Origin of the sequence: Burkholderia latens, assembly GCF_902499045.1 — a bacterium.
Lineage (GTDB): Bacteria > Pseudomonadota > Gammaproteobacteria > Burkholderiales > Burkholderiaceae > Burkholderia > Burkholderia latens.
Genome location: NZ_CABVPL010000026.1, coordinates 35563 through 54191 on the forward strand (window position 1 = coordinate 35563; position 18629 = coordinate 54191).

Genomic DNA, 18629 nt, shown 5'->3' on the forward strand with positions numbered 1-18629 from the left:
GCCGACGCCGCGCTAGATCAGCGCAGGCAGCCCTTCGACGAGCAGCACCGCGACACCGACGCCGAGAATGACGCCGAGCACGCGCAGCAGGTTGTGGCGGAATTGGGTGGCGCACGGCACCGCGCCGAGGAACAGCGCTCCGGCCAGCGCCATCGGAATCAACAGGATGAAGTCGCCGATCGTGAAGTAGGTCGTCATGCGTGTCTCCGTAGTCGGCCGGAGCACGCGCACGCGCGCTCTCCAGCCCCATGCCGGGCATTTCTAGTATCGCGCCGCCCCGTTTGCGAGCGGGGCGGACGATTCGAGTATAGGCAACGCCGCGGCGTTTTTCGCTATCCGAACCATTAAAAAGTCTGCGGAAAACCCGAGGAAATTCGCATTTTTCGCGCGAACACCACGAATGCCTTGCGCGAGTCTTTCCGGTTGCTTTCGTTTTGCGCAGAATCGTCGTACGTGACCGATGAGAGCCGCCGCACCCGCGCGAGCGCGGCGGCCTGTCCGGTTACGTGCGCTCGGGCTGCGCGCGAACGGCCGGCGTGCGGAACACGAGCGCGAGCCCTGCGACGATCGCGGCCATGCCGGCGAGCGCGAGCGGCTCGGGCCGGTTGCCGAGCCAGACGGCGTCCATCAGCGTGGTGACGACGGGCACGAGATAGAACAGGCTCGTCACGTTGACGAGATCGCCGCGCTGCATCAATCGATAGAACAGCAACTGCGCGATCACCGAGATCACGATGCCGAGCCACAGCAGCGGCACGACGAATGCCCAGCCGGCGTCGAGCGAAATCGGCCGGAACGGCAGGATCGCGACGCACAGCGCGAGGCCGATCGCGTTCTGCAGCGGCAGCACGTCGGCAGGCGCCGTGCGCACGTGCTTCTGCAGCATCGAACCGACGGTCAGTGCGGCGAGCGCCGTGAGCGCGCACGCGACGCCTGCGATCGGCAATCCTGCGCCGCCTACGCCGCGGCACACGATGAGCGCGAGACCGGCCAGCGACAGCCCGAGCCCCACGACGCGCATCGGCTGCCAGCGCCGCTCGACGATCGCGAGCGTGACGATCGGCTGCACGCCGAGGATCGTCGCGAGCACGCCCGGCGCGATCCCGCGCTCGAGCGCGAGCAGATAGAAGATCGAATAGCCGCCCATCATCAACAGCCCGGTCAGTGCGGCCATGCGGCGCTCGCCGCGCGGCGGCAGCCAGCGTCCGCGCATGACGGCCAGCACGAGCAGCACGAGCGACGCGAGCGCGAAGCGGGCCGTGAGAAAGACGAACGCGGACGCGTGACGCAGCCCGAGTTCGGCGAAGATCGCGCCGCTACTCCACAGCAGGACGAAGAGCGACGTGATGCCATGCGCGGCGAGCGCGCGTTTGAACGAAACCATGTGAATCCACCTGTCGAACGGGTCGAAACGTTCCACGTCGCGCGCAGCGGTGCACCGTGCGTGAGCACGCACGAACGGCCGCAAACGGGCGACGGGAAAACGGAAAGCGAAGCCGGCTGGTCAGCCGGCGCGTGCCGCCGGCGGGGGCGGCGCGGCGCCGACGAGCGGCGGTGCGACAGGAGGAGGGAGGACCGACGGATGCGCGCACGCCTGCGGCCGCGTGTCGAACTGCGGCCGGGATTTTGCGAGAGCGGACGTGTGCGGATGCATCGTGTGTCGAAATGCGCTTGAACGCGGATGAGCGTCAAAGGTACCGCAACGCATCATCCCGCGCAACAACGGGCGACGAGTCGCGCCCCGCGACATCGCGCGGCGCCGCTGCGTTCGCGACGGCGCAGCCATGCGGCGGCCGTCGCGAACGATAGCGCGAGGCTGCTCTGCGCGGGACTGACGCCGAACGTGCGGGAGAATTGCGGCGGCAGCGGCACGGAGCAGAGCAGCGAGAAGGCCGCGTAGCCGGCGAGCAGCCAGCCGCGCGACGCTCGCGCGTCAGTCGCTGCGCGAGCCGCGTTCGAGAGAGGGCGCGGAGGCGTCGCGGCGCGCGGCCGTGGGCGGGGTTCCGTCGGGAACCGCAACGCGACATCTTCCGACTGCTGAGACAAAGGCCGGACGATACGCGCCTTGCGCGATTCGCATACGCATCGCGCGGCCGGCCGAATTCGGCGGACAGTCACGTTCGACAGGGTATGATGGGGGTAACGGCGCGTGCAAGCGCACGCGCGACGCAGTGGTTGATTGGAGACATTCGACGAATTCGCGGCACTTCGCCTGCTTCTTCTTCTTTTCGCGCTTCGATAAACCGTGAACAATGGGATTACGCGCAACACCCCGGCGAGGGCGGCGCGGATCGTGCATTTGCCGGCTCGCCAGCGAGCCGGGTTTCAAGTTTCAAGAGTGGGGAACCATCATGCATGTCGGGTCGATTGTTTGCACTACCCATATCGCAGTGCCGAAGGGCGCGCGCGGCATCGTTCAGCGCGTTCTGGGCGACATGGCCATGGTGACCTGGTACGCGGGCGTGCCGGGCGCGTCGAAGGAACTCAACACCGAGCCGTTCTTTCTCGAGGATCTGATCGATACCGGCGAATCCGTGCTGCCGGCCGGCGCCGCGATCCACTGAGCGCGCGCGCCGTACCGAGCGCTCGTGTTTCGGCGCGGCTGACGGCACAATGCGGGGCATGAAAGACGCTACTTCCGCCCCCGCCACACCCGCCGGCCCGCCGTTCGCCGGCCTCACGCCCGAGTGCGTGCTCGACGCGCTCGACAGCGTGCTGATGCCGGCCGGCCTGCGCACCGACGGGCGCCTGCTCGCGCTCAACAGCTACGAAAACCGCGTGTATCAGGTCGGCATCGAGGACGGTCCGCCCGTCGTCGCGAAGTTCTACCGGCCCGCACGCTGGTCGGATGAAGCCATCCTCGAAGAGCACGCGTTCGTTGCCGAACTCGCCGCGCGCGAGATTCCCGCGGTCCCCGCGCGCGTCATCGATGGCCGCACGCTGCACGCATTCGACGGCTTCCGCTTCTCGGTGTTCGAGCGGCGCGGCGGCCGCGCACCCGATCTCGACCGCAGCGACACGCTCGAATGGCTCGGCCGCTTCATCGGCCGCATCCATGCGGTCGGTGCGACGCAGCCGTATGTCGCACGTCCCGTGCTCGACATCCGCACGTTCGGCTACGAACCGCGCGACTACCTGCTCGCGCACGATTTCATTCCCGACGACGTACGGGCTGCGTACGAAACGGCGGTCGCGCTCGCGCTCGAAGGCGTCGAAGCCGCGTTCGAGCGGGCGGGCGAGGTTCGCCTGCTGCGCACGCACGGCGACTGCCATCCGAGCAACGTGCTGTGGACCGACGCAGGCCCGCATTTCGTCGATTTCGACGACAGCCGGATGGCGCCCGCGGTCCAGGATCTGTGGCTGCTGCTGCCCGGCGATCGTGAAGGCGCGTCGCGCGCGCTCGCAGACCTGCTCGCCGGTTACGAGGACTTCTGCGAATTCGAGCCGCGCGAACTGCATCTCGTCGAAGCGCTGCGCACGCTGCGCTTGATCCACTACGCAGCATGGCTCGCGCGCCGTTGGGACGATCCGGCGTTTCCGGCCGCGTTCCCGTGGTTCAACACGCATCGCTACTGGGAAGCCCGTGTGCTCGAACTGCGCGAGCAGATCGGCGCGATGCAGGAAGGGCCGCTCTGGCCCGTGTGACGTGTGACCGCGCACGCGCGAGCATCGCCGCGCGGCATCGTCCGGCGGGCCGCCGCGCGTGGTGCGCAGCAGCCCGCGTCGCTCAGAACTTCAGCATCATCCTGATCACGGCGGCGAAGCGCTTGCCGTACGGCGGCGCGATGAGCCCGCGTGTGTTCACGCGTGCCTGCGTGAGCACGGGCTTCATCTTCGAGAACGTGACGAAGCCGTCGTAGCCGTGATACGCGCCCATCCCGCTCGCGCCGACGCCGCCGAACGGCAGGCTGCCGCACGCGATGTGCAGCAGCGCGTCGTTGACCGTCACGCCGCCCGAGATCGTTTCGCGCATCACGCGATCGATCGTGCCGGCATCCTCGTCGAACAGGTACAGCGCGAGCGGCCGCGGGCGCGCGTTCACGTAGGCGATCGCCTCGTCGAGCCGCTCGTACGGCACGAGCGGCAGCAGCGGCCCGAAGATTTCCTCCTGCATCAGTTGCGACGCGGCCGGCACGTGCGTGACCGCGCACGGCACGAACCGGCGCGATGCGGGGTCGGACTGCGCATCCGACAGCGGATGCAGTTGCGCGCCGGCCGCCTGCGCGTCGCTCGCGAGCTGCTGTAGCCGCGCGTAGTGGCGCGGCGACACGATCGTCGTGTAGTCGCCGTTGGCCGACAGGTCGGGATACAGCTTCGCGAAGCGCGCCCGCGCGCGCTCGATGAACGCGCCTTCCATCCCGCGCGGCAGCAGCACGTAGTCGGGCGCGATGCAGGTCTGCCCGGCGTTCAGCGTCTTGCCGCCGATGATCGCGTCGACGGCGGCATCGAAGCGCGCATTCGGTCCGATGATTGCCGGCGATTTGCCGCCGAGCTCGAGCGTCACGGGCGTGAGGTTATCGGCGGCGGCGCGCATCACGTGGCGGCCGACGTGCGTCGAGCCGGTGAACAGCAGGTGATCGAACGGCAGCGCGCTGAATGCGGCGCCGACTTCCGCATCGCCGTTCACGACCGCGACATGGTCGCGCGCGAACGTCTTCGCGATCAGCTGCTCGAACAGCGCGGACGTGCGCGGCGTCAGTTCGGACATCTTGATGATCGCGCGGTTGCCGGCCGCGAGCGCGCAGATCAGCGGACCGGCCGCGAGCAGCACCGGATAGTTCCACGGCACGACGATCCCGACCACGCCGAGCGGCTGCGGCAGCACCTTCGCGCGCGCCGGCCGCAGCCATTTGTTCATCGGCTTGCGCATCGGCTTCATCCAGCGCTTGCCGTGCTTCAACGCATCGTCGATCTCTTCCTTCGCCATCCAGATTTCCGACAGCAGCACTTCCTGCTTCGCGCGATGGCCGAAATCGGCGCTGATCGCATCGGCGAGCGCGTCCGCGTGATCGAGCAGCATCGCGCGCAGCGCACGCAAGTGCTTCGCGCGGGTTTCCCACTCGGGGTAAGGCGCGCGCAGGTACGCGGCGCGCTGGTCGCGCAGCAGCGAAGTCAGCGCATCGACCGACGGCAGCGCTTGCGGGGCCAGTTCGGGCAGATCGTTCTTCATGTCGTGTCCTCCAGTTGGGCGTGGCACGTCGGCCAGCAGTCAGGCCGCACGTGCGCGCTCGGCGAGCGTGGCGGGGCGAGTTGGGAAGGGGCGCATCGCGCGGCGCGGGGCCGGATCCGATGCGCGGCCGAAAAGCGGGCGAAGCATGCGGCGAGCGTCGCATCCGCGCGACGGTGCGTGCAGGTCGAAACGGGATCGCACGGGACGCGTGTGCGGCCCGAAGCCACTTCCGAATGGTGAGCGATCGCGCGTTGCACGTCGTTGCCGACGCATCGAAGCCGCGCAACCGAACGCACGCGGCGACGGACGAACGAGCTGTGCGCGCGGCATCTGCGGCAGACCGTCCAAACGGTCGGCGACATCGTGCGTCGTTCGATTTCGGCCGGTCGCGCAGAGGGGGCGGCGCGTGAGCGCCGGCGCTTGCGTTTGAAATGAAATGCGGGCCGCGCGCGGCGCGTCCGGACTCGCCGGTCGGCACGCGGCCTGCAGAACGTCGCGCTGCATCGTCGTCTCCCTGGTTTTGCGACGGCGCGGCTTCTGACGGCCGATGGATCGCGTCGCATCAATCGATACATCTTAAATTTAGTTCACGCGGCCGTTTAGAGGAATCGCTCTTGAATCGGCGCGCCGCGCGCGCGACGGCCATTCCTACAATGCCCGAACATTACAAGCGGAAGCCGGCCGCGCCGGGCACCGTCCATGACACGAAGGAGACGTGACATGCAATACGACTACATCATCGTTGGCGGAGGGTCGGGCGGATCGAGCGTCGCCAGCCGCCTCGCGGATGCGTGCCCTGATGCAACGATCGCGCTGATCGAAGCCGGCTCGCATACGGAGCGCAACCTGCTCGTGAACATGCCGGTCGGGATCGCGGCGCTGGTGCCGTTCAAGCTCGGCACGAACTACGGTTACGAGACGGTGCCGCAACCGGGCCTCGGCGGCCGCCGAGGCTACCAGCCGCGTGGCCGCGGAATGGGCGGCTCGAGCGCGATCAACGCGATGATCTACACGCGCGGCCATCCGGGCGACTACGACGAGTGGGCGCAACTCGGCGCGACGGGCTGGGGCTGGCAGGACGTGCTGCCGTATTTCCGCCGTGCGGAAGGCAACGAGCGCGGCGCCGATGCGTGGCACGGCGCGGACGGGCCGCTGACGGTGTCCGATCTGCGCTTTCGCAATCCGTTCTCCGAACGATTCATCCAGGCCGCGCATGCCGCCGGCTATCCGCTGAACCAAGACTTCAACGGTGCGACGCAGGAAGGCGTCGGCTTCTATCAGGTCACGCATCGCGACGGCTCGCGCTGCAGCGTTGCGCGCGCATACATCTACGGCCGCAATCGGCCGAACCTGCACGTGATCACCGATGCGACGGTGCTGCGCGTGGGCTTCGACGGCAAGCGCGCGGCCGGTGTCGTGGTGTCGCGCGACGGCCGCGTCGAGACGCTCGGCGCGCGTGCGGAAGTGATCCTGTCGGCCGGTGCGTTCAATTCGCCGCAACTGCTGATGTGCTCGGGGATCGGCCCGGCCGAACAACTGCGCCGGCACGGCATCGCGGTCGTGCACGACGCGCCCGACGTCGGCTCGAACCTGATCGACCACATCGATTTCATCATCAACACGCGCGTGAATTCGTCGGAGCTGGTCGGCATTTGCCTGCGCGGAATCGCGAAGATGACGCCGGCGCTCGCGCGCTATTTCTCGAGCCGCACGGGGATGATGACGAGCAACGTCGCGGAGGCCGGCGGCTTCATCAAGAGCGATCCGTCGCTCGATCGTCCGGACCTGCAGCTGCACTTCTGCACCGCGCTCGTCGACGACCACAACCGCAAGATGCACTGGGGCTTCGGCTATTCGCTGCACGTGTGCGCGTTGCGGCCGTTCAGCCGCGGCACGGTTGCACTCGCGAGCGGCGACGCGCGCGACGCGCCGCTGATCGATCCGCGCTTCTTCAGCGACACGCGCGATCTCGACCTGCTGGTGCGCGGCGCGCACGCGATGCGGCGGATCCTGTCGCAGGCGCCGCTCGCGTCGCAGGGCGGCCGGGAGCTGTATACGCGGCCCGACCAGAGCGAGGAAGAGCTGCGCGCGACGATCGTCGCGCATGCGGACACGATCTATCACCCGGTGGGCACGTGCCGGATGGGCTCGGATGCGCGCGCGGTCGTCGATCCGCAGTTGCGCGTGCGGGGCGTCGAAGGGTTGCGCGTGGTGGATGCGTCGGTGATGCCGACGTTGATCGGCGGGAACACGAATGCGCCGTCGGTGATGATCGGCGAACGGGCGGCGGATTTCATCGTCGCGGCACGCCAGGGCGGCGTGCCGCGCGGCGAGGCGGCTGCGGCGGTGCATGGCCGCTGAGCGGTGGGCAGCGGGCGGCGCGGCGATGCCGGGCCGATTTCTCGCCGAGATTCTGTGCCAACGCGGATGGTGACCTACTACGGCAATTGCGTCATCGCTCGATCAAGAAAGGTTGGTGGCAAACTGATTCCGCCGAGTTCTTGCTCCTCGGCGTACATCAGTGCGCGTTCTTTCCAATAAAGGCTCACCGGCAGGCCAGACGTGTCCCGATACGTTCGTTCGGCAAGGAGACGCTTTCCCTCCTTGTCGTACAGTCTAAGAACGATCGTATTCCGAAAATAGCAGTATCGAGCTAGATAACTTCCGTCCGGAGAGTGTTCGCTGTCTCGCGCGTCAGGCTCGCAACCCGCACGCCGTTGCGCGTCCTTCCAGTAACCCCACACAGACCCAAGGGCGACGACGACGGCAACTGACGTGAGGGTACGTCGAATTAAAATCTTGACCTCCTGCCGAATGGCGCCGCCCCAGTCGCCTGGATTGGACAGGATCGAGTGCAGCAATCGAACGAGAGAAGCGAGTGTGACGATGGGTAAGGTTGCAACCAGAAGGATTGCCATTAGGGCAATGCCGGCTTCGTTGACGATTGTGCTCATGCGAATCGAAGTTGAATGGGTTGCCGCAACGCTATATAGCGGTAATCGGAAAATATGACAAAGTCGCCGCCTCGCTGGTGGTGCAGCTGCCATTGCTGAAATGAGCTATTTCGAACGGGATAGTAGACGTTCTCTCGAACCCGGATGTCGCCAACGGCAACGGGGTAGTCTATCCAAGGAATTCCGGCAATCCCGGCGCCTCCAGCGGCCGGCACAATAACCACACCGTGACGATTCCAGTGTCCGAGGTACTGAGATTGCTGGTTTGCTTCCGTAGTGAATGTGTAATTGTCTTTGATATAAACGATGATGGAAGTGATCGTAACAAGGCTGGCATTGTGGTTGAATTTTGCATAACCGATTGCCGCGTAAAAGTTGAAGGAGCCAAGCGCGCCAGTCAGGTCATCGGGTATTCCGCTCCCGCGCACTTGTTGAGAAATGAACGTTTCAATTTTTTGGCTGAGCGAGCTTTCCACTCCGGCGCGCTGGAACTGGAAGCGCTTGTGCAATTCGTTCAAATCTCCTTTGCAAAGATCGAGGGCGTCAATTTCTCGATATGACGCCCTGAGTGAGAACAGTGCTTTGCTAATCGATTCTAGTGACTTCGGGGTGCGTAAATATTCGATCCGTTGTAGCGCTTCATACTGCACCTTTGCTCGCTTGTATTTCAGTACCCAATCAAGTTTCACTGTTTTCGTGTCATGCATGTCAGATGGGTATGGCTTGCCATCCTGATTGATGTTTGCCACCTCATCATGATTATTTCGTGAATAATTCAGCGCGCCAGAGAACCATCGCTCCATCAATCTTGCCGATATCGGCATCAGCAGTTTGCGCATGGCACCGGGAATTTCCTGGATATCGAACGGCGGTACGGCTCCCTTCTTTTTTCGACTGGAGCAGGTTCAGGGGCTTTCGGCGGTTCGGGCGTGTTCAGCCAGGTCTTGAAGCGCGAGAATGCGTCGGCCATTCGTGCAATGTCATCGACCATCTTGTCCAGCGGATCGAGCTTCGGTGTGCTGGATACAGCCTTGGGCAGGGCAGTCTTCGGTTCCGGTTTTTTGGGCAGCGGAGGGGGCGCCAGATCCATCGATAGCGCGAGATGGGGAACAATCCTGCAGCCGTCCACACCGCCGTGAAGTCTCCATTGCCAAATCAACTTGCTTGCTGCGTAATATGCGATTTTGTCATTCGCCATTAATTGTCGAAATATCGAAGATCATTTGCGAGGCGGTTTTCGAATATGGGCCTTTAAGCTTTGGCCTGATAACCTATTAAAAATCCTGAGTAATCACCATGCTCCCTGCGCGAATGCCCCGTGCGGGGAAGTAGCGAATCGCAAGTCTCTCGGAACGGTCGAATGCTGGTCCGCCGCGTTCGATGGGCGCGCCGGTGATGGCGAAAATATGGGTTGATGCCCCCTACGTGTTCTTCATCCTGATTTCCCTTCTCGGCAGACAAGTCAAGATTGTTACGCGTAAATTTGCGTGAACGAGAAAGGAGAAGCAATCAGACGAATTCGAAAATGCCATTAATAGCCGAAATTGGGCCGGGCAATCGCATGAAACGTGTAAATGGTTGAAAAGGGCTTCAGCTTGCTTGTGAGCGAGCCCGAATCCATCTGTAGGAATGGCTTTGCCGTGCGGGAAGCCTGGGCGGCGGGGAATATGTGCTGGCGGTCAAGGAGAATCAGTCGGCGTTACCGGGCCGAACCCGCCATGCGCTTGATGCGCTTGATGCGATTGAGCGCGTGCCGCAGGTCTATCAAGACTACACGACAGAACATCAGGAGATCGACAAGGACCACGGACGATTCGAAACGCGCCGATGTGTCGCCAAGCTGGGAGCCGGGCCCACAGATCGGCGGTGTCAGGCACTCGGTTATTGTCGCGAGCCAAGCGTCGGCGGTGGTTGGGCCAACCGAAGCTGAGCCGACCGCTCTGGCGGCCGGCGCAAGCTCGTGATTGGCGGGACGCGCCCTAGGCAAACGTATCGACGAGCCCCGCGCGGCTCGCGGTCGCGCCGGCCGCTGCGGATTGCGCAACGTCGGCCGGTGCATCGACGCTTGACGATCCGGCGCGCGCACGCCGCGACGGCTGGCCGCCGGCGAAACCCTGTTGCGGGTTCTGCTGCTGCGATGCGAAGCCGCCGTCGCTGACGGTCGCGCTGCCGAGACCGAGCCCGCCCGCTTCCATCGCTTCACGTAGTTTCGGCAGCGCGGCTTCCACCGCGTCGCGCACCTGCGCGTGCTGCGACACGAACAGCGCATGCGCGTGATTGTCCGCGACGCGCAGCACGACCTGCAGCGGGCCGAGATCCGGCGGGTTCAGCGTCAGCTCGGCGCTTTGCTGGTGCGCATTCGACAGGAACACGACCTTCTGGCTCAGCGCGTCCGTCCAGTCGGCGCTGCCGACATGCGGGGCCAGCACGTGCGCATTGGCCGCTGCGATCGAGCTGGCGGCCGGCGATGCCTGCACGTTCGCCTGCGCGGCTGCCGCGGCCGCGGCCGTTGCAGCGGCCGACACCGATGCGTCGGCGGCCGGGCTCGCCGCTTCTTCGGCGGCCGCGAACGCATGCTGCGCAGCCGGCTGGCCGGCGGCACCGGCCTGCAGTGCCTGGGTGGCGGCCTGCGCTGGCGGCTGCTGCGTCGCGAGCGCGCCTTTCGCGTCCGCGAGCGTGCGGTCGAAGGCCGGGGCCTTCTGCGTCAGCGGTGCGGCGGCGGCCGATGCGGACGGTGCCGATGCCGGTGCCGCCGCGGCGCCGGCCGCGCTGGTCGCGGGCATCGCGATCGCGCCCGAGCCGCCGGTCAGCTTCGCCAGCGCCGCCTGCAGCGTATCGCGGCTCGATGCCGGCGCGGCCGGTTCGGCAGCGGCATCCTTGGCTGCATGATTCGTCAGCGCGGCGGTCGCGTCCGGCTGGCCCGACACGGCGGTCGTTTGCGCGGCCGTGGCCGCGGCGGTATTCGCGTCGGCCGGCGCCGCGTCGGCCGCGCGCGCCTGCAGTTGCGCCTGCACGGCGGCCGCGGCGGCAAGCGCGGCCGCATCAGGGTTGGGCGTCGCGTTCGCGTCGTCGATCGACTTGTCGTCGTCGCTGGATTTGCCGTTGCCGGACGGCTTCGTGCCGCTGGTCGGCGCAGAAGACGCCTGCTTCGACGCAGCGTCCGGCTTGTCGGCGTTCGCCGTGTCGTGACGCGTGCCGACGCTTTGCTTCAGCGTCTGCGCGAACGGCACGGCGGCCGGGCCGGTTGCGGCATCGCTGCCGGTGGATGCGGCGGAGGCGGTCGACCCGGCGCTGCGGGTCGCGGCGTTGAGTGCGGTGCCGACGGTGTCGAGCAGCGCGCCGAGCAGGGGCAGGGGAGGCATGACGATTCTCTCGTTCGAAAGCGGTGAGCGGTTACGCCGAGCGGGCCGCATCGGCCCTCATGCGCAGGATTTTCGCGGCGTGTTCGTCGGCGTCGCGCTGTTCGCGTTTCGCGGTGCGCTGCGCTTCCTGCGCGACGCCGCGCGCCTGCAGGATTTCGTATGAACCGACGGTGCGTTTCTTCTGTTGCCAGTTCGGGCGCGCCTCGTCGATACGGACTTCGGCCGCGGCCAGCACGTTGCGCTGCTGTGCGATCGCCGCGTCGAGCGTATCGATGAACGCCTGAAAGTTGCGCCAGTTGCCGGCCGGCATTCCGTGCTGCGCGGACTGCGCGAAGCGCGCGTGATATTCGTCGCGATAGCGCAGCAGCGCGTCGAGCTGTTCGGCGGCCGCCGTGCGGTCGCGCTGCGCGGTGCCGAGCTGCTTCGCCGCGGTGTCGAGATCTTCCTGCGCGCGGTCGAGCAGCAGTTGAAGGGGAAAGCCGTGTGCCATCGGAATCAGCCTCCGTGTCCGTCGAACAGCGCATCGAGCGCGGCGAGGCTCGATGCGAACGGCGCGCATTCGCGAAAGCCCTGCTGCAGGAACGATTCGATGCGCGGGTAGAGCGCGATCGCGCGGTCGAGCTGCGCGTCGCGGCCGGGCGCGTACGCGCCGACCGCGATCAGGTCGCGGTTGCGCTGGTAGCGCGACAGCATCTGCTTGAACTGCCGCACCTGGTCGAGATGCGTTTCGTCGATCAGCGCGGTCATCGCGCGGCTGATCGACGCCTCGATGTCGATCGCCGGATAGTGGCCGGCCTCGGCGAGCGCGCGCGACAGCACGATATGGCCGTCGAGGATCGCGCGCGCCGAATCGGCGATCGGATCCTGCTGGTCGTCGCCTTCGGTCAGCACCGTGTAGAACGCGGTGATCGAGCCGCCGCCTTCGGGCCCGTTGCCGGTGCGTTCGACGAGCGCGGGCAGCTTTGCGAACACCGATGGCGGATATCCCTTGGTCGCCGGCGGCTCGCCGATCGCGAGCGCGATCTCGCGCTGCGCCATCGCGTAGCGCGTCAGCGAATCCATCAGCAGCAGCACGTGCTTGCCCTGGTCGCGGAAATACTCGGCGAGCGACGTCGCGTACGCGGCGCCCTGCATCCGCAACAGCGGCGACACGTCGGCCGGCGCGGCGACGACGACCGAGCGCGCGAGCCCGTCCTCGCCGAGGATCTGCTCGATGAATTCCTTCACTTCGCGGCCGCGTTCGCCGATCAGCCCGATCACGATCACTTCCGCGCTGGTGTATCGCGCCATCGTGCCGAGCAGCACCGACTTGCCGACGCCGGAACCGGCGAACAGGCCCATGCGCTGCCCGCGGCCGACGGTGAGCAGCCCGTTGATCGCGCGCACGCCGACGTCGAGCACATGGTGGATCGGCTCGCGATCGAGCGGATTGATCGACGGTGCGGACAGCGGCGCGTCGGCCTTCGACGCGAGCGGGCCGAGACCGTCGAGCGGGCGGCCCGACGCATCGACGACGCGCCCGAGCATCTCCCAGCCGACCGGCAGCCGCTTTGCGCCCGTGCTTGCTGCGGCGAGCGGATCGGCGGCCGGCGCGCTTTCCAGCGGCCACACGCGCGCGCCGGGCAACACGCCCGCGACGTCGGTGGTCGGCATCAGGAACAGACGATCGCCGGAGAACCCGACGACTTCCGCTTCGGCACGCGGCAGCGTGCTGCCGGGCGGCAGTTCGATCGTGCATTCGGCGCCGACCGACAGGCGCAGCCCGATCGCCTCGAGCACGAGCCCCGCGGCGCGCGTGAGGCGCCCGCACGGGCGCAGCGGCAGCGCGCGCTGGCTGCGCACGGCGAGCTGGTTCAGGTGCGTGCGCCAGTGCGCGAGATGCGGATTGTGCGGCGCGCGCCGCGTATCGGCCGGCGCGCTGGCCGGATGCGGCTCGGCGGCGTGCGCGCCTTCGGGCCCGAACGACGCGAGCGCGAGCTCACGCTCGAGCGGCGTCATGCCGCCGTGCGTGAGCGACTCGGGCGTGCGCGTCACCACGTGCTCACCTTGCCGATCGCGGCGGCGACACGTTGCCAGCGGGTAGGCAGCGTCGCGTCGACCTCGCCCGTCGCCGCGTGCGCGCGGCAGCCGCCGCGCTCGATCGATGCATCGGTGCGCACGGTCCAGCCGAGCGTGTCGAGATCGTCCTGAAGATACGCTTCGACGACGGGCAGGTCGGCCGGATTCACTGCGAGATGCGGCGCGCCGGACAATGCCGGCTCGGCGGCGAGCACGTCGCGCACGGCCGCGACGAGCGCGGCGGGGTCGTGCTTCACGTGCTGGCGCACGACCTGCTGCGCGATGTCGAGCGCGAGCTGCGCGAGGTCGGACGCGAGATCGTGCTCGGCGCTCGCCACGGCTTCGCGAAACGATGCGGCGAGCGCGGCCAGTTGCGCGGCCTGTTCACGGGCTTCGGCCTGGCCGGCCGCGAAGCCCTGCTCGCGGCCCTGTTCGAAGCCGGCCTGATAACCGCGCGCCTGGCCTTCGACGTGGCCGGCCGCATGGCCTTCGGCATGCGCGGCGTCGCGCACGCGCTGCAGTTCCTCGGCGAGCGCGGCGGCCGCCGCTGCCGCGTCGTCGGGCGGCGGCGGAGGAGGGGGCGGATCGAACGACGCCATCTCCCACCGCTGGTACGCGGTGAGGGTGCCGGCGCGGTCGCGCGCGGAATCAGACATACGCGTCTTCCGCCTTGCCGCCGATCACGATCTGACCGCTCTCGGCGAGGTTGCGCACGATCTGCAGGATCCGGCGCTGCTGCGTCTCGACTTCGGACACGCGCACCGGGCCGCGCGCGTCGAGATCCTCGGCGAGCAGCTCGGCCGCGCGCTGCGACATGTTCGCGAGGAACTTCTGGCGCAGCGCGGGCGGTGCGCCCTTCAGCGCGATGATCAGCGTTTCCGATTCGACTTCCTTCAGCACCATCTGGATCGCGCGATCCTCGAGGTCGAGCAGGTTCTCGAACACGAACATCTGGTCGACGATCTTCTGCGCGAGGTCGGCGTCGTACTGGCGCACGCTTTCGAGCACGCCTTCTTCATGATGGCTCGTCATGAAGTTCAGGATCTCGGCCGCGGTGCGGATGCCGCCCATCGGGCTGCGCTTCAGGTTGTCGCTGCCGGACAGCAGGCCGGTCAGCACGTCGTCGAGCTCGCGCAGCGCGGCCGGCTGAATGCCGTCGAGCGTCGCGATCCGCAGCAGCACGTCGTTGCGCAGCCGCTCGGTGAAGCACGACGCGATCTCGGACGCCTGGTCGCGGTCGAGGTGCACGAGGATCGTCGCGATGATCTGCGGATGCTCGTTCTTGATCAGTTCGGCGACGGCGGCCGAGTCCATCCACTTCAGGCCCTCGATGCCGCTCGTGTCGCTGCCCTGCAGGATCCGGTCGATCAGCACGCCGGCCTTGTCCTCGCCGAGCGCCTTGGTCAGCACCGAGCGGATGTACTCGCTCGAATCGAGCGACAGCGCGGTGTGCTGCTCCGCTTCCTTCGCGAACTCCTGCAGCACGTCCTCGACCTGCTCGCGCGTGACGTTCTTCAGCGCGGCCATCGCGGCGCCGATCTTCTGCACCTCGCGCGGCGCGAGGAACTTGAATACTTCAGCGGCCTCTTCCTCGCCGATCGACATCAGCAGCAGCGCGCTCTTGGTCAGGCCTTCAGCGTTCATCGGACACCCAGTTCTTCACGACGGTGGCGACGATCTTCGGATCCTGGCGGGCGATCGTGCGCGCATAGTCGAGGTTGCGTTCGTAGCGGTTCTTTTCGTTCTCGAAGCCGAGCAGCAGCGAATCCGGCTCGTCTGCCTGCTCCGGCGCGGGCAGGCCGTCGAGCGCGATGATTTCCTCCGGCGCGGCAAGGGCCGGCGCGGCCGGCTCGGGCGGCGGGAACGCGCGGCGCATCGCCGGGCGCACGAACATGAAATAGAGCGCCGCCGCGGCCGCCGCGATGCCGAGCCACTTCGCCGCTTCCTTCGCCATCGCGATCATGTCGGGCTGGCGCCACCACGGCAGGTCGGCGTACGGATCGGCCGCGGTCGAGAACGCGCTGTTCACGACGTTCACCGAGTCGCCGCGCTTCTCGTCGTAGCCCATCGCGTCCTTCACGAGCTGCTCGATCTGCGCGAGCTTCGCGGGCGGCAGCGGCTGCATCGTCACGTGGCCCTTCGCGTCGGCGACCGGCTGGTAGTTGACGACGACCGCGACCGACAGCCGCTTCACGTTGCCCATCGGCTGCTCGACGTGGCGGATCGTCTTGTCGAGCTCGTAGTTGGTCGTCTGGTCCTTGCGGTCGCTGACCGGCGTCGACTGCGGCCCGCTCTGGCCGTTGCCGGCGACGATCGGCGCGGATGCCGGCTGCGGCGGCGTGTTCGACAGCGCGCCCGGCACGCCCGACGCGCCGCCCTGCGCGAGCTCGGTCGCGGTGCTGGTCTGCTGGCTGCGGATCGCGGCCTGCTGCGGCGTGCCGTTCGGGCCGTAGCTTTCCGACGTCTGCTCGAGCTTCGAGAAATCGATGTCCGCGCTGACCTGCGAGCGCGCGTTGCCGGCGCCGAAGATCGGCGCGAGGATCGCGTCGATGCGCTTCTGCGTGTTGCGCTCGACCTGCTGCACGTACTTGAGCTGGCTCGCGTCGAGGCCGGATGCCGACGCCGTCTGCGTCAGCAGGTTGCCGTCCTGGTCGACGATCGTCACGTTCTTCGCCGGCATGTCGGGCACGCCGGACGACACCATCCGCGTGATGGCCTGCACCTGGCCCTCGTCGAGCACGCGGCCCGGGTAGAGGTCGACGAACACCGACGCGCTCGGCGCTTCCTTGTCGCGCACGAACACCGACGGCTTCGGGATCGCGAGATGCACGCGCGCGCCGCGCACCGCGTTGATCGATTCGATCGTGCGCTGCAGCTCGCCTTCGAGCGCGCGCTGGTAGTTGATCTGCTCGGCGAACTGGCTGATGCCGAATTTCTGGTTGTCCATCAGCTCGAAGCCGACCGAGCCGCCCTTCGGCAGCCCCATCGCGGCGAGCTTCAGGCGCGTCTCGTGCACCTGGTTCGACGGCACGAGGATCGCGCCGCCGGCATCGGCGAACTTGTAGGGAACGTTTGCCTGCTGGAGCGCGGCAATGATCGCGCCGCCGTCGCGGTCCGACAGGTTGCTGTACAGCACGCGGTAGTCGGGCGCGCGGCTCCACAGCACGAGCGCGGTGATCGCGGCGATCGCGAACGCGACGGCGATCACGAACGGCAGCTTCGGGTTGCCCTTCATCCGCGAGATGCCGGGAATCCGTTCCGCGAAGCCGCCGAACCCGAAGTCCGCGCCGGCGCCGCCTGCGCCCGGCAACGCGGCGGCCGCGGTGGCGCCTGGCACCGGGCTGGCGAGGCCCGTGCGAGCGTCGGGGTTGATCAGCGAGTTGGCCTGCGAATCCATGCGTGGAGTTTCTCCGGAGCGGGACGACTGAGCCGCTCGGACGAGCGGACGGACAATGACACGATGCGATTATCGGGACCCGCGCGCGACTCCGATCGACCGAAAAGAGCGGGGTTTCCCCCGTACTTTCACGGCTTTGGCGTGCGCCGCGCTGCTATCCTTTTTCGCGATCCGGCATGGTGCGCATCGTGCGGCGCCGGCGCACACGCCCGGTACGCCGGGTCACTTCTCTTATGTCTGGGGACAGCATGGCTGCGAACGTCAGCGGAATCGGTTCGGTGTTGCAACAGATGCAGGCAATGGCCGCGCAGGCGAGCGGCGGCGTCGCGAGCCCGACGGCCGCGCTCGCCGGCTCGGGCGCGGCGGCCGCCGGCACGTTCGCGAGCGCGATGAAGGCGTCGCTCGACAAGATCAGCGGCGACCAGCAGCACGCGCTCGGCGAGGCGCAGGCGTTCGAGGTCGGTGCGGCGAACGTGTCGCTGAACGACGTGATGGTCGACATGCAGAAGGCCAACATCGGTTTCCAGTTCGGGCTGCAGGTTCGCAACAAGTTGGTGAGCGCTTACAACGACATCATGCAGATGTCGGTTTGATGCGACGGGCGACCGGCGGCGGGCATCCTGGACGGGCGACCGGCGGCGGGCATGCCGGGATGGCCAGCCGGCGACCGGCCTTCGCAGCCGGCGAGCCGCCGACATGGACATCCCGTAGCGACGGCTTTCCGCTGACGGCCCCCGGAACCCGCCGCGGCGCGACCGGACCGGCAATCCACCCGCCTAAAGCTTTCCAATTCCCTTCCGATAACTCCGGAACAAGGCCGCGCCGTGCGATGCAGGGCGGCGGCCGCATAGCAAACGCATCACAAGGAGAAGCGCATGTTTTCCCCAGGACACGCTGGAGCCAATGCGTACGCGCGTGTCGGCGTCGAGACCGGGGTGATGGGCGCGTCGCCGCACCGGCTGATCGCGATGCTGTACCAGGGCGCGCGGCAGGCCGTCGCGCTCGCGCGCATGCACTTGCAGCAAGGCAACGTGGCCGCTCGCGGCGAAGCGATCGGCAAGGCGATCGGGATCGTCGAGAGCGGGCTGCAGGCGTCGCTGAACCGCGACGCGGGCGGCGAGATCGCGGGGCGGCTCGACGCGCTGTACGCGTATATCGGCCGGCGTCTGCTCGAAGCCAACCTGCATGCGAGCGACGCGATGCTGGTCGAGGTCGACGGGCTGCTCGCCACGCTCGAGGAAGCGTGGACGGGCATCGCGCCGGAAGTCGCCCGGATGGCCGCGCAACAGGCGGCGGACGCGGTGCGATGAATCTGAAGGCCGAATACTTCGCCCGCTACGAGGCGCTCGCGGCCGTGTCGGGCCGGATGCTGTCCGCCGCGCGCGGGGCCGACTGGAACGCGCTGCCGGCGTTGCAGGCCGAATTCCTGCGGCTCGTCGACGGGTTGAAGGAGGCCGATCCGGGTGTCGCGCTCGACGAATCGGATCTCGGCCGCAAGCTGGCGCTGATCCGCCGGATCCTCGCCGACGACGCGGCGATCCGCGACCTCGCGAGCCCGGAAGTCGCGCGGCTGTCCGCGCTGTTCGAGGCGCGGCGTTCGACCCAGGTATTGACCGATCTGTACCGCGCGCGCGGGTAGTGCCCGGTTGCCGGGGCGGCGATTGCCGCGTGCCCGGATTCGCAACGAA

The 18629-nt window shown here is 67.5% G+C and carries 18 protein-coding genes and 1 pseudogene; 6 read left to right on the forward strand and 13 right to left on the reverse strand.

What is annotated here, in order from left to right; genetic code table 11:
- Positions 1–12 precede the first annotated feature (12 nt).
- The 3 genes and pseudogenes from BSE24067_RS18415 to BSE24067_RS32575 all read right to left on the reverse strand — a co-directional run.
- Entirely contained in the window at positions 13–198 is a 186-nt protein-coding gene (locus BSE24067_RS18415) for a hypothetical protein (RefSeq protein WP_006482800.1), read from the reverse strand.
- A gap of 304 nt (positions 199–502) precedes the next feature.
- Positions 503–1384, reverse strand: coding sequence for a DMT family transporter (locus BSE24067_RS18420; protein WP_151067639.1), 882 nt, complete (start codon positions 1382–1384; stop codon positions 503–505).
- Positions 1385–1788: 404 nt separating this feature from the next.
- Positions 1789–2080 (reverse strand): annotated as a pseudogene (locus BSE24067_RS32575) (MFS transporter); the annotation flags it as partial.
- A 271-nt stretch (positions 2081–2351) separates the two neighbouring features.
- Between BSE24067_RS32575 and BSE24067_RS18425 the strand changes: the two are divergent.
- Together BSE24067_RS18425 and BSE24067_RS18430 are read left to right on the forward strand one after the other, a co-directional pair.
- On the forward strand, positions 2352–2564 hold the full coding sequence (locus BSE24067_RS18425) for a hypothetical protein (protein ID WP_040142485.1): 213 nt from the start codon (positions 2352–2354) through the stop codon (positions 2562–2564).
- 58 nt (positions 2565–2622) lie between these two features.
- Entirely contained in the window at positions 2623–3645 is a 1023-nt protein-coding gene (locus BSE24067_RS18430; RefSeq protein ID WP_420883490.1) for a serine/threonine protein kinase, read from the forward strand.
- Between the two features lie 82 nt (positions 3646–3727).
- Here the strand turns inward: BSE24067_RS18430 and BSE24067_RS18435 are convergent, their stop codons facing one another.
- Positions 3728–5170 carry a coniferyl aldehyde dehydrogenase gene (locus BSE24067_RS18435; RefSeq protein WP_151067645.1) on the reverse strand — a complete coding sequence of 481 codons (1443 nt, stop codon included), beginning with the start codon at positions 5168–5170 and terminating at the stop codon, positions 3728–3730.
- A 720-nt stretch (positions 5171–5890) separates the two neighbouring features.
- Here BSE24067_RS18435 and BSE24067_RS18440 point away from each other — a divergent pair.
- Positions 5891–7531: a GMC family oxidoreductase gene (locus BSE24067_RS18440; protein ID WP_151067647.1), complete on the forward strand. Its 1641-nt coding sequence runs from the start codon at positions 5891–5893 to the stop codon at positions 7529–7531.
- A gap of 77 nt (positions 7532–7608) precedes the next feature.
- Here the strand turns inward: BSE24067_RS18440 and BSE24067_RS18445 are convergent, their stop codons facing one another.
- The 9 genes from BSE24067_RS18445 to fliF form a co-directional block, all read right to left on the reverse strand.
- A complete protein-coding gene (locus tag BSE24067_RS18445) occupies positions 7609–8124 on the reverse strand; it encodes a hypothetical protein (protein ID WP_151067649.1) in 516 nt (171 codons plus the stop codon).
- On the reverse strand, positions 8121–8963 hold the full coding sequence (locus BSE24067_RS18450; protein ID WP_244130472.1) for a DUF6402 family protein: 843 nt from the start codon (positions 8961–8963) through the stop codon (positions 8121–8123). Before BSE24067_RS18450 ends, BSE24067_RS18445 begins: the two co-directional genes overlap by 4 nt.
- Complete coding sequence (locus BSE24067_RS32580) at positions 8948–9322, reverse strand: hypothetical protein (protein WP_244130473.1); 375 nt, start codon at positions 9320–9322, stop codon at positions 8948–8950. Before BSE24067_RS32580 ends, BSE24067_RS18450 begins: the two co-directional genes overlap by 16 nt.
- Before the next feature lie 781 nt (positions 9323–10103).
- Positions 10104–11486, reverse strand: coding sequence for a flagellar hook-length control protein FliK (locus BSE24067_RS18455; RefSeq protein ID WP_174904820.1), 1383 nt, complete (start codon positions 11484–11486; stop codon positions 10104–10106).
- Positions 11487–11517: 31 nt separating this feature from the next.
- A complete protein-coding gene (gene fliJ, locus BSE24067_RS18460; protein ID WP_151068606.1) occupies positions 11518–11976 on the reverse strand; it encodes a flagellar export protein FliJ in 459 nt (152 codons plus the stop codon).
- A 5-nt stretch (positions 11977–11981) separates the two neighbouring features.
- The gene (gene fliI / locus BSE24067_RS18465; RefSeq protein ID WP_151068607.1) at positions 11982–13523 is read right to left on the reverse strand and encodes a flagellar protein export ATPase FliI; all 1542 of its coding nucleotides are present in this window, start codon (positions 13521–13523) and stop codon (positions 11982–11984) included.
- On the reverse strand, positions 13517–14200 hold the full coding sequence (gene fliH / locus BSE24067_RS18470) for a flagellar assembly protein FliH (RefSeq protein ID WP_151068608.1): 684 nt from the start codon (positions 14198–14200) through the stop codon (positions 13517–13519). The genes fliI and fliH overlap by 7 nt, the downstream gene beginning before the upstream one ends.
- Positions 14193–15188, reverse strand: a complete 996-nt coding sequence (gene fliG / locus BSE24067_RS18475; protein WP_151068609.1) for a flagellar motor switch protein FliG — start codon at positions 15186–15188, stop codon at positions 14193–14195. The genes fliH and fliG overlap by 8 nt, the downstream gene beginning before the upstream one ends.
- Positions 15178–16941: a flagellar basal-body MS-ring/collar protein FliF gene (gene fliF, locus BSE24067_RS18480; RefSeq protein ID WP_151068610.1), complete on the reverse strand. Its 1764-nt coding sequence runs from the start codon at positions 16939–16941 to the stop codon at positions 15178–15180. Before fliF ends, fliG begins: the two co-directional genes overlap by 11 nt.
- A gap of 248 nt (positions 16942–17189) precedes the next feature.
- Here fliF and fliE point away from each other — a divergent pair, with 248 nt between their 5' ends.
- The 3 genes from fliE to BSE24067_RS18495 all read left to right on the forward strand — a co-directional run bounded on the left by fliE (position 17190) and on the right by BSE24067_RS18495 (position 18580).
- A complete protein-coding gene (gene fliE / locus BSE24067_RS18485; RefSeq protein ID WP_151068611.1) occupies positions 17190–17534 on the forward strand; it encodes a flagellar hook-basal body complex protein FliE in 345 nt (114 codons plus the stop codon).
- Between the two features lie 282 nt (positions 17535–17816).
- The gene (fliS, locus tag BSE24067_RS18490) at positions 17817–18251 is read left to right on the forward strand and encodes a flagellar export chaperone FliS (protein WP_151068612.1); all 435 of its coding nucleotides are present in this window, start codon (positions 17817–17819) and stop codon (positions 18249–18251) included.
- A complete protein-coding gene (locus BSE24067_RS18495) occupies positions 18248–18580 on the forward strand; it encodes a flagellar protein FliT (protein ID WP_151068613.1) in 333 nt (110 codons plus the stop codon). Before fliS ends, BSE24067_RS18495 begins: the two co-directional genes overlap by 4 nt.
- Positions 18581–18629: the final 49 nt, after the last annotated feature.

Bases quoted from the DNA above. Each gene is read 5' to 3' on its own strand.
- BSE24067_RS18415 (WP_006482800.1), bottom strand. From the start codon at position 198: ATGACGACCTACTTCACGATCGGCGACTTCATCCTGTTGATTCCGATG.
- BSE24067_RS18420 (WP_151067639.1), bottom strand. From the start codon at position 1,384: ATGGTTTCGTTCAAACGCGCGCTCGCCGCGCATGGCATCACGTCGCTC.
- BSE24067_RS18425 (WP_040142485.1), top strand. From the start codon at position 2,352: ATGCATGTCGGGTCGATTGTTTGCACTACCCATATCGCAGTGCCGAAG.
- BSE24067_RS18430 (WP_420883490.1), top strand. From the start codon at position 2,623: ATGAAAGACGCTACTTCCGCCCCCGCCACACCCGCCGGCCCGCCGTTC.
- BSE24067_RS18435 (WP_151067645.1), bottom strand. From the start codon at position 5,170: ATGAAGAACGATCTGCCCGAACTGGCCCCGCAAGCGCTGCCGTCGGTC.
- BSE24067_RS18440 (WP_151067647.1), top strand. From the start codon at position 5,891: ATGCAATACGACTACATCATCGTTGGCGGAGGGTCGGGCGGATCGAGC.
- BSE24067_RS18445 (WP_151067649.1), bottom strand. From the start codon at position 8,124: ATGAGCACAATCGTCAACGAAGCCGGCATTGCCCTAATGGCAATCCTT.
- BSE24067_RS18450 (WP_244130472.1), bottom strand. From the start codon at position 8,963: ATGCGCAAACTGCTGATGCCGATATCGGCAAGATTGATGGAGCGATGG.
- BSE24067_RS32580 (WP_244130473.1), bottom strand. From the start codon at position 9,322: ATGGCGAATGACAAAATCGCATATTACGCAGCAAGCAAGTTGATTTGG.
- BSE24067_RS18455 (WP_174904820.1), bottom strand. From the start codon at position 11,486: ATGCCTCCCCTGCCCCTGCTCGGCGCGCTGCTCGACACCGTCGGCACC.
- fliJ (WP_151068606.1), bottom strand. From the start codon at position 11,976: ATGGCACACGGCTTTCCCCTTCAACTGCTGCTCGACCGCGCGCAGGAA.
- fliH (WP_151068608.1), bottom strand. From the start codon at position 14,200: ATGTCTGATTCCGCGCGCGACCGCGCCGGCACCCTCACCGCGTACCAG.
- fliG (WP_151068609.1), bottom strand. From the start codon at position 15,188: ATGAACGCTGAAGGCCTGACCAAGAGCGCGCTGCTGCTGATGTCGATC.
- fliF (WP_151068610.1), bottom strand. From the start codon at position 16,941: ATGGATTCGCAGGCCAACTCGCTGATCAACCCCGACGCTCGCACGGGC.
- fliE (WP_151068611.1), top strand. From the start codon at position 17,190: ATGGCTGCGAACGTCAGCGGAATCGGTTCGGTGTTGCAACAGATGCAG.
- fliS (WP_151068612.1), top strand. From the start codon at position 17,817: ATGTTTTCCCCAGGACACGCTGGAGCCAATGCGTACGCGCGTGTCGGC.
- BSE24067_RS18495 (WP_151068613.1), top strand. From the start codon at position 18,248: ATGAATCTGAAGGCCGAATACTTCGCCCGCTACGAGGCGCTCGCGGCC.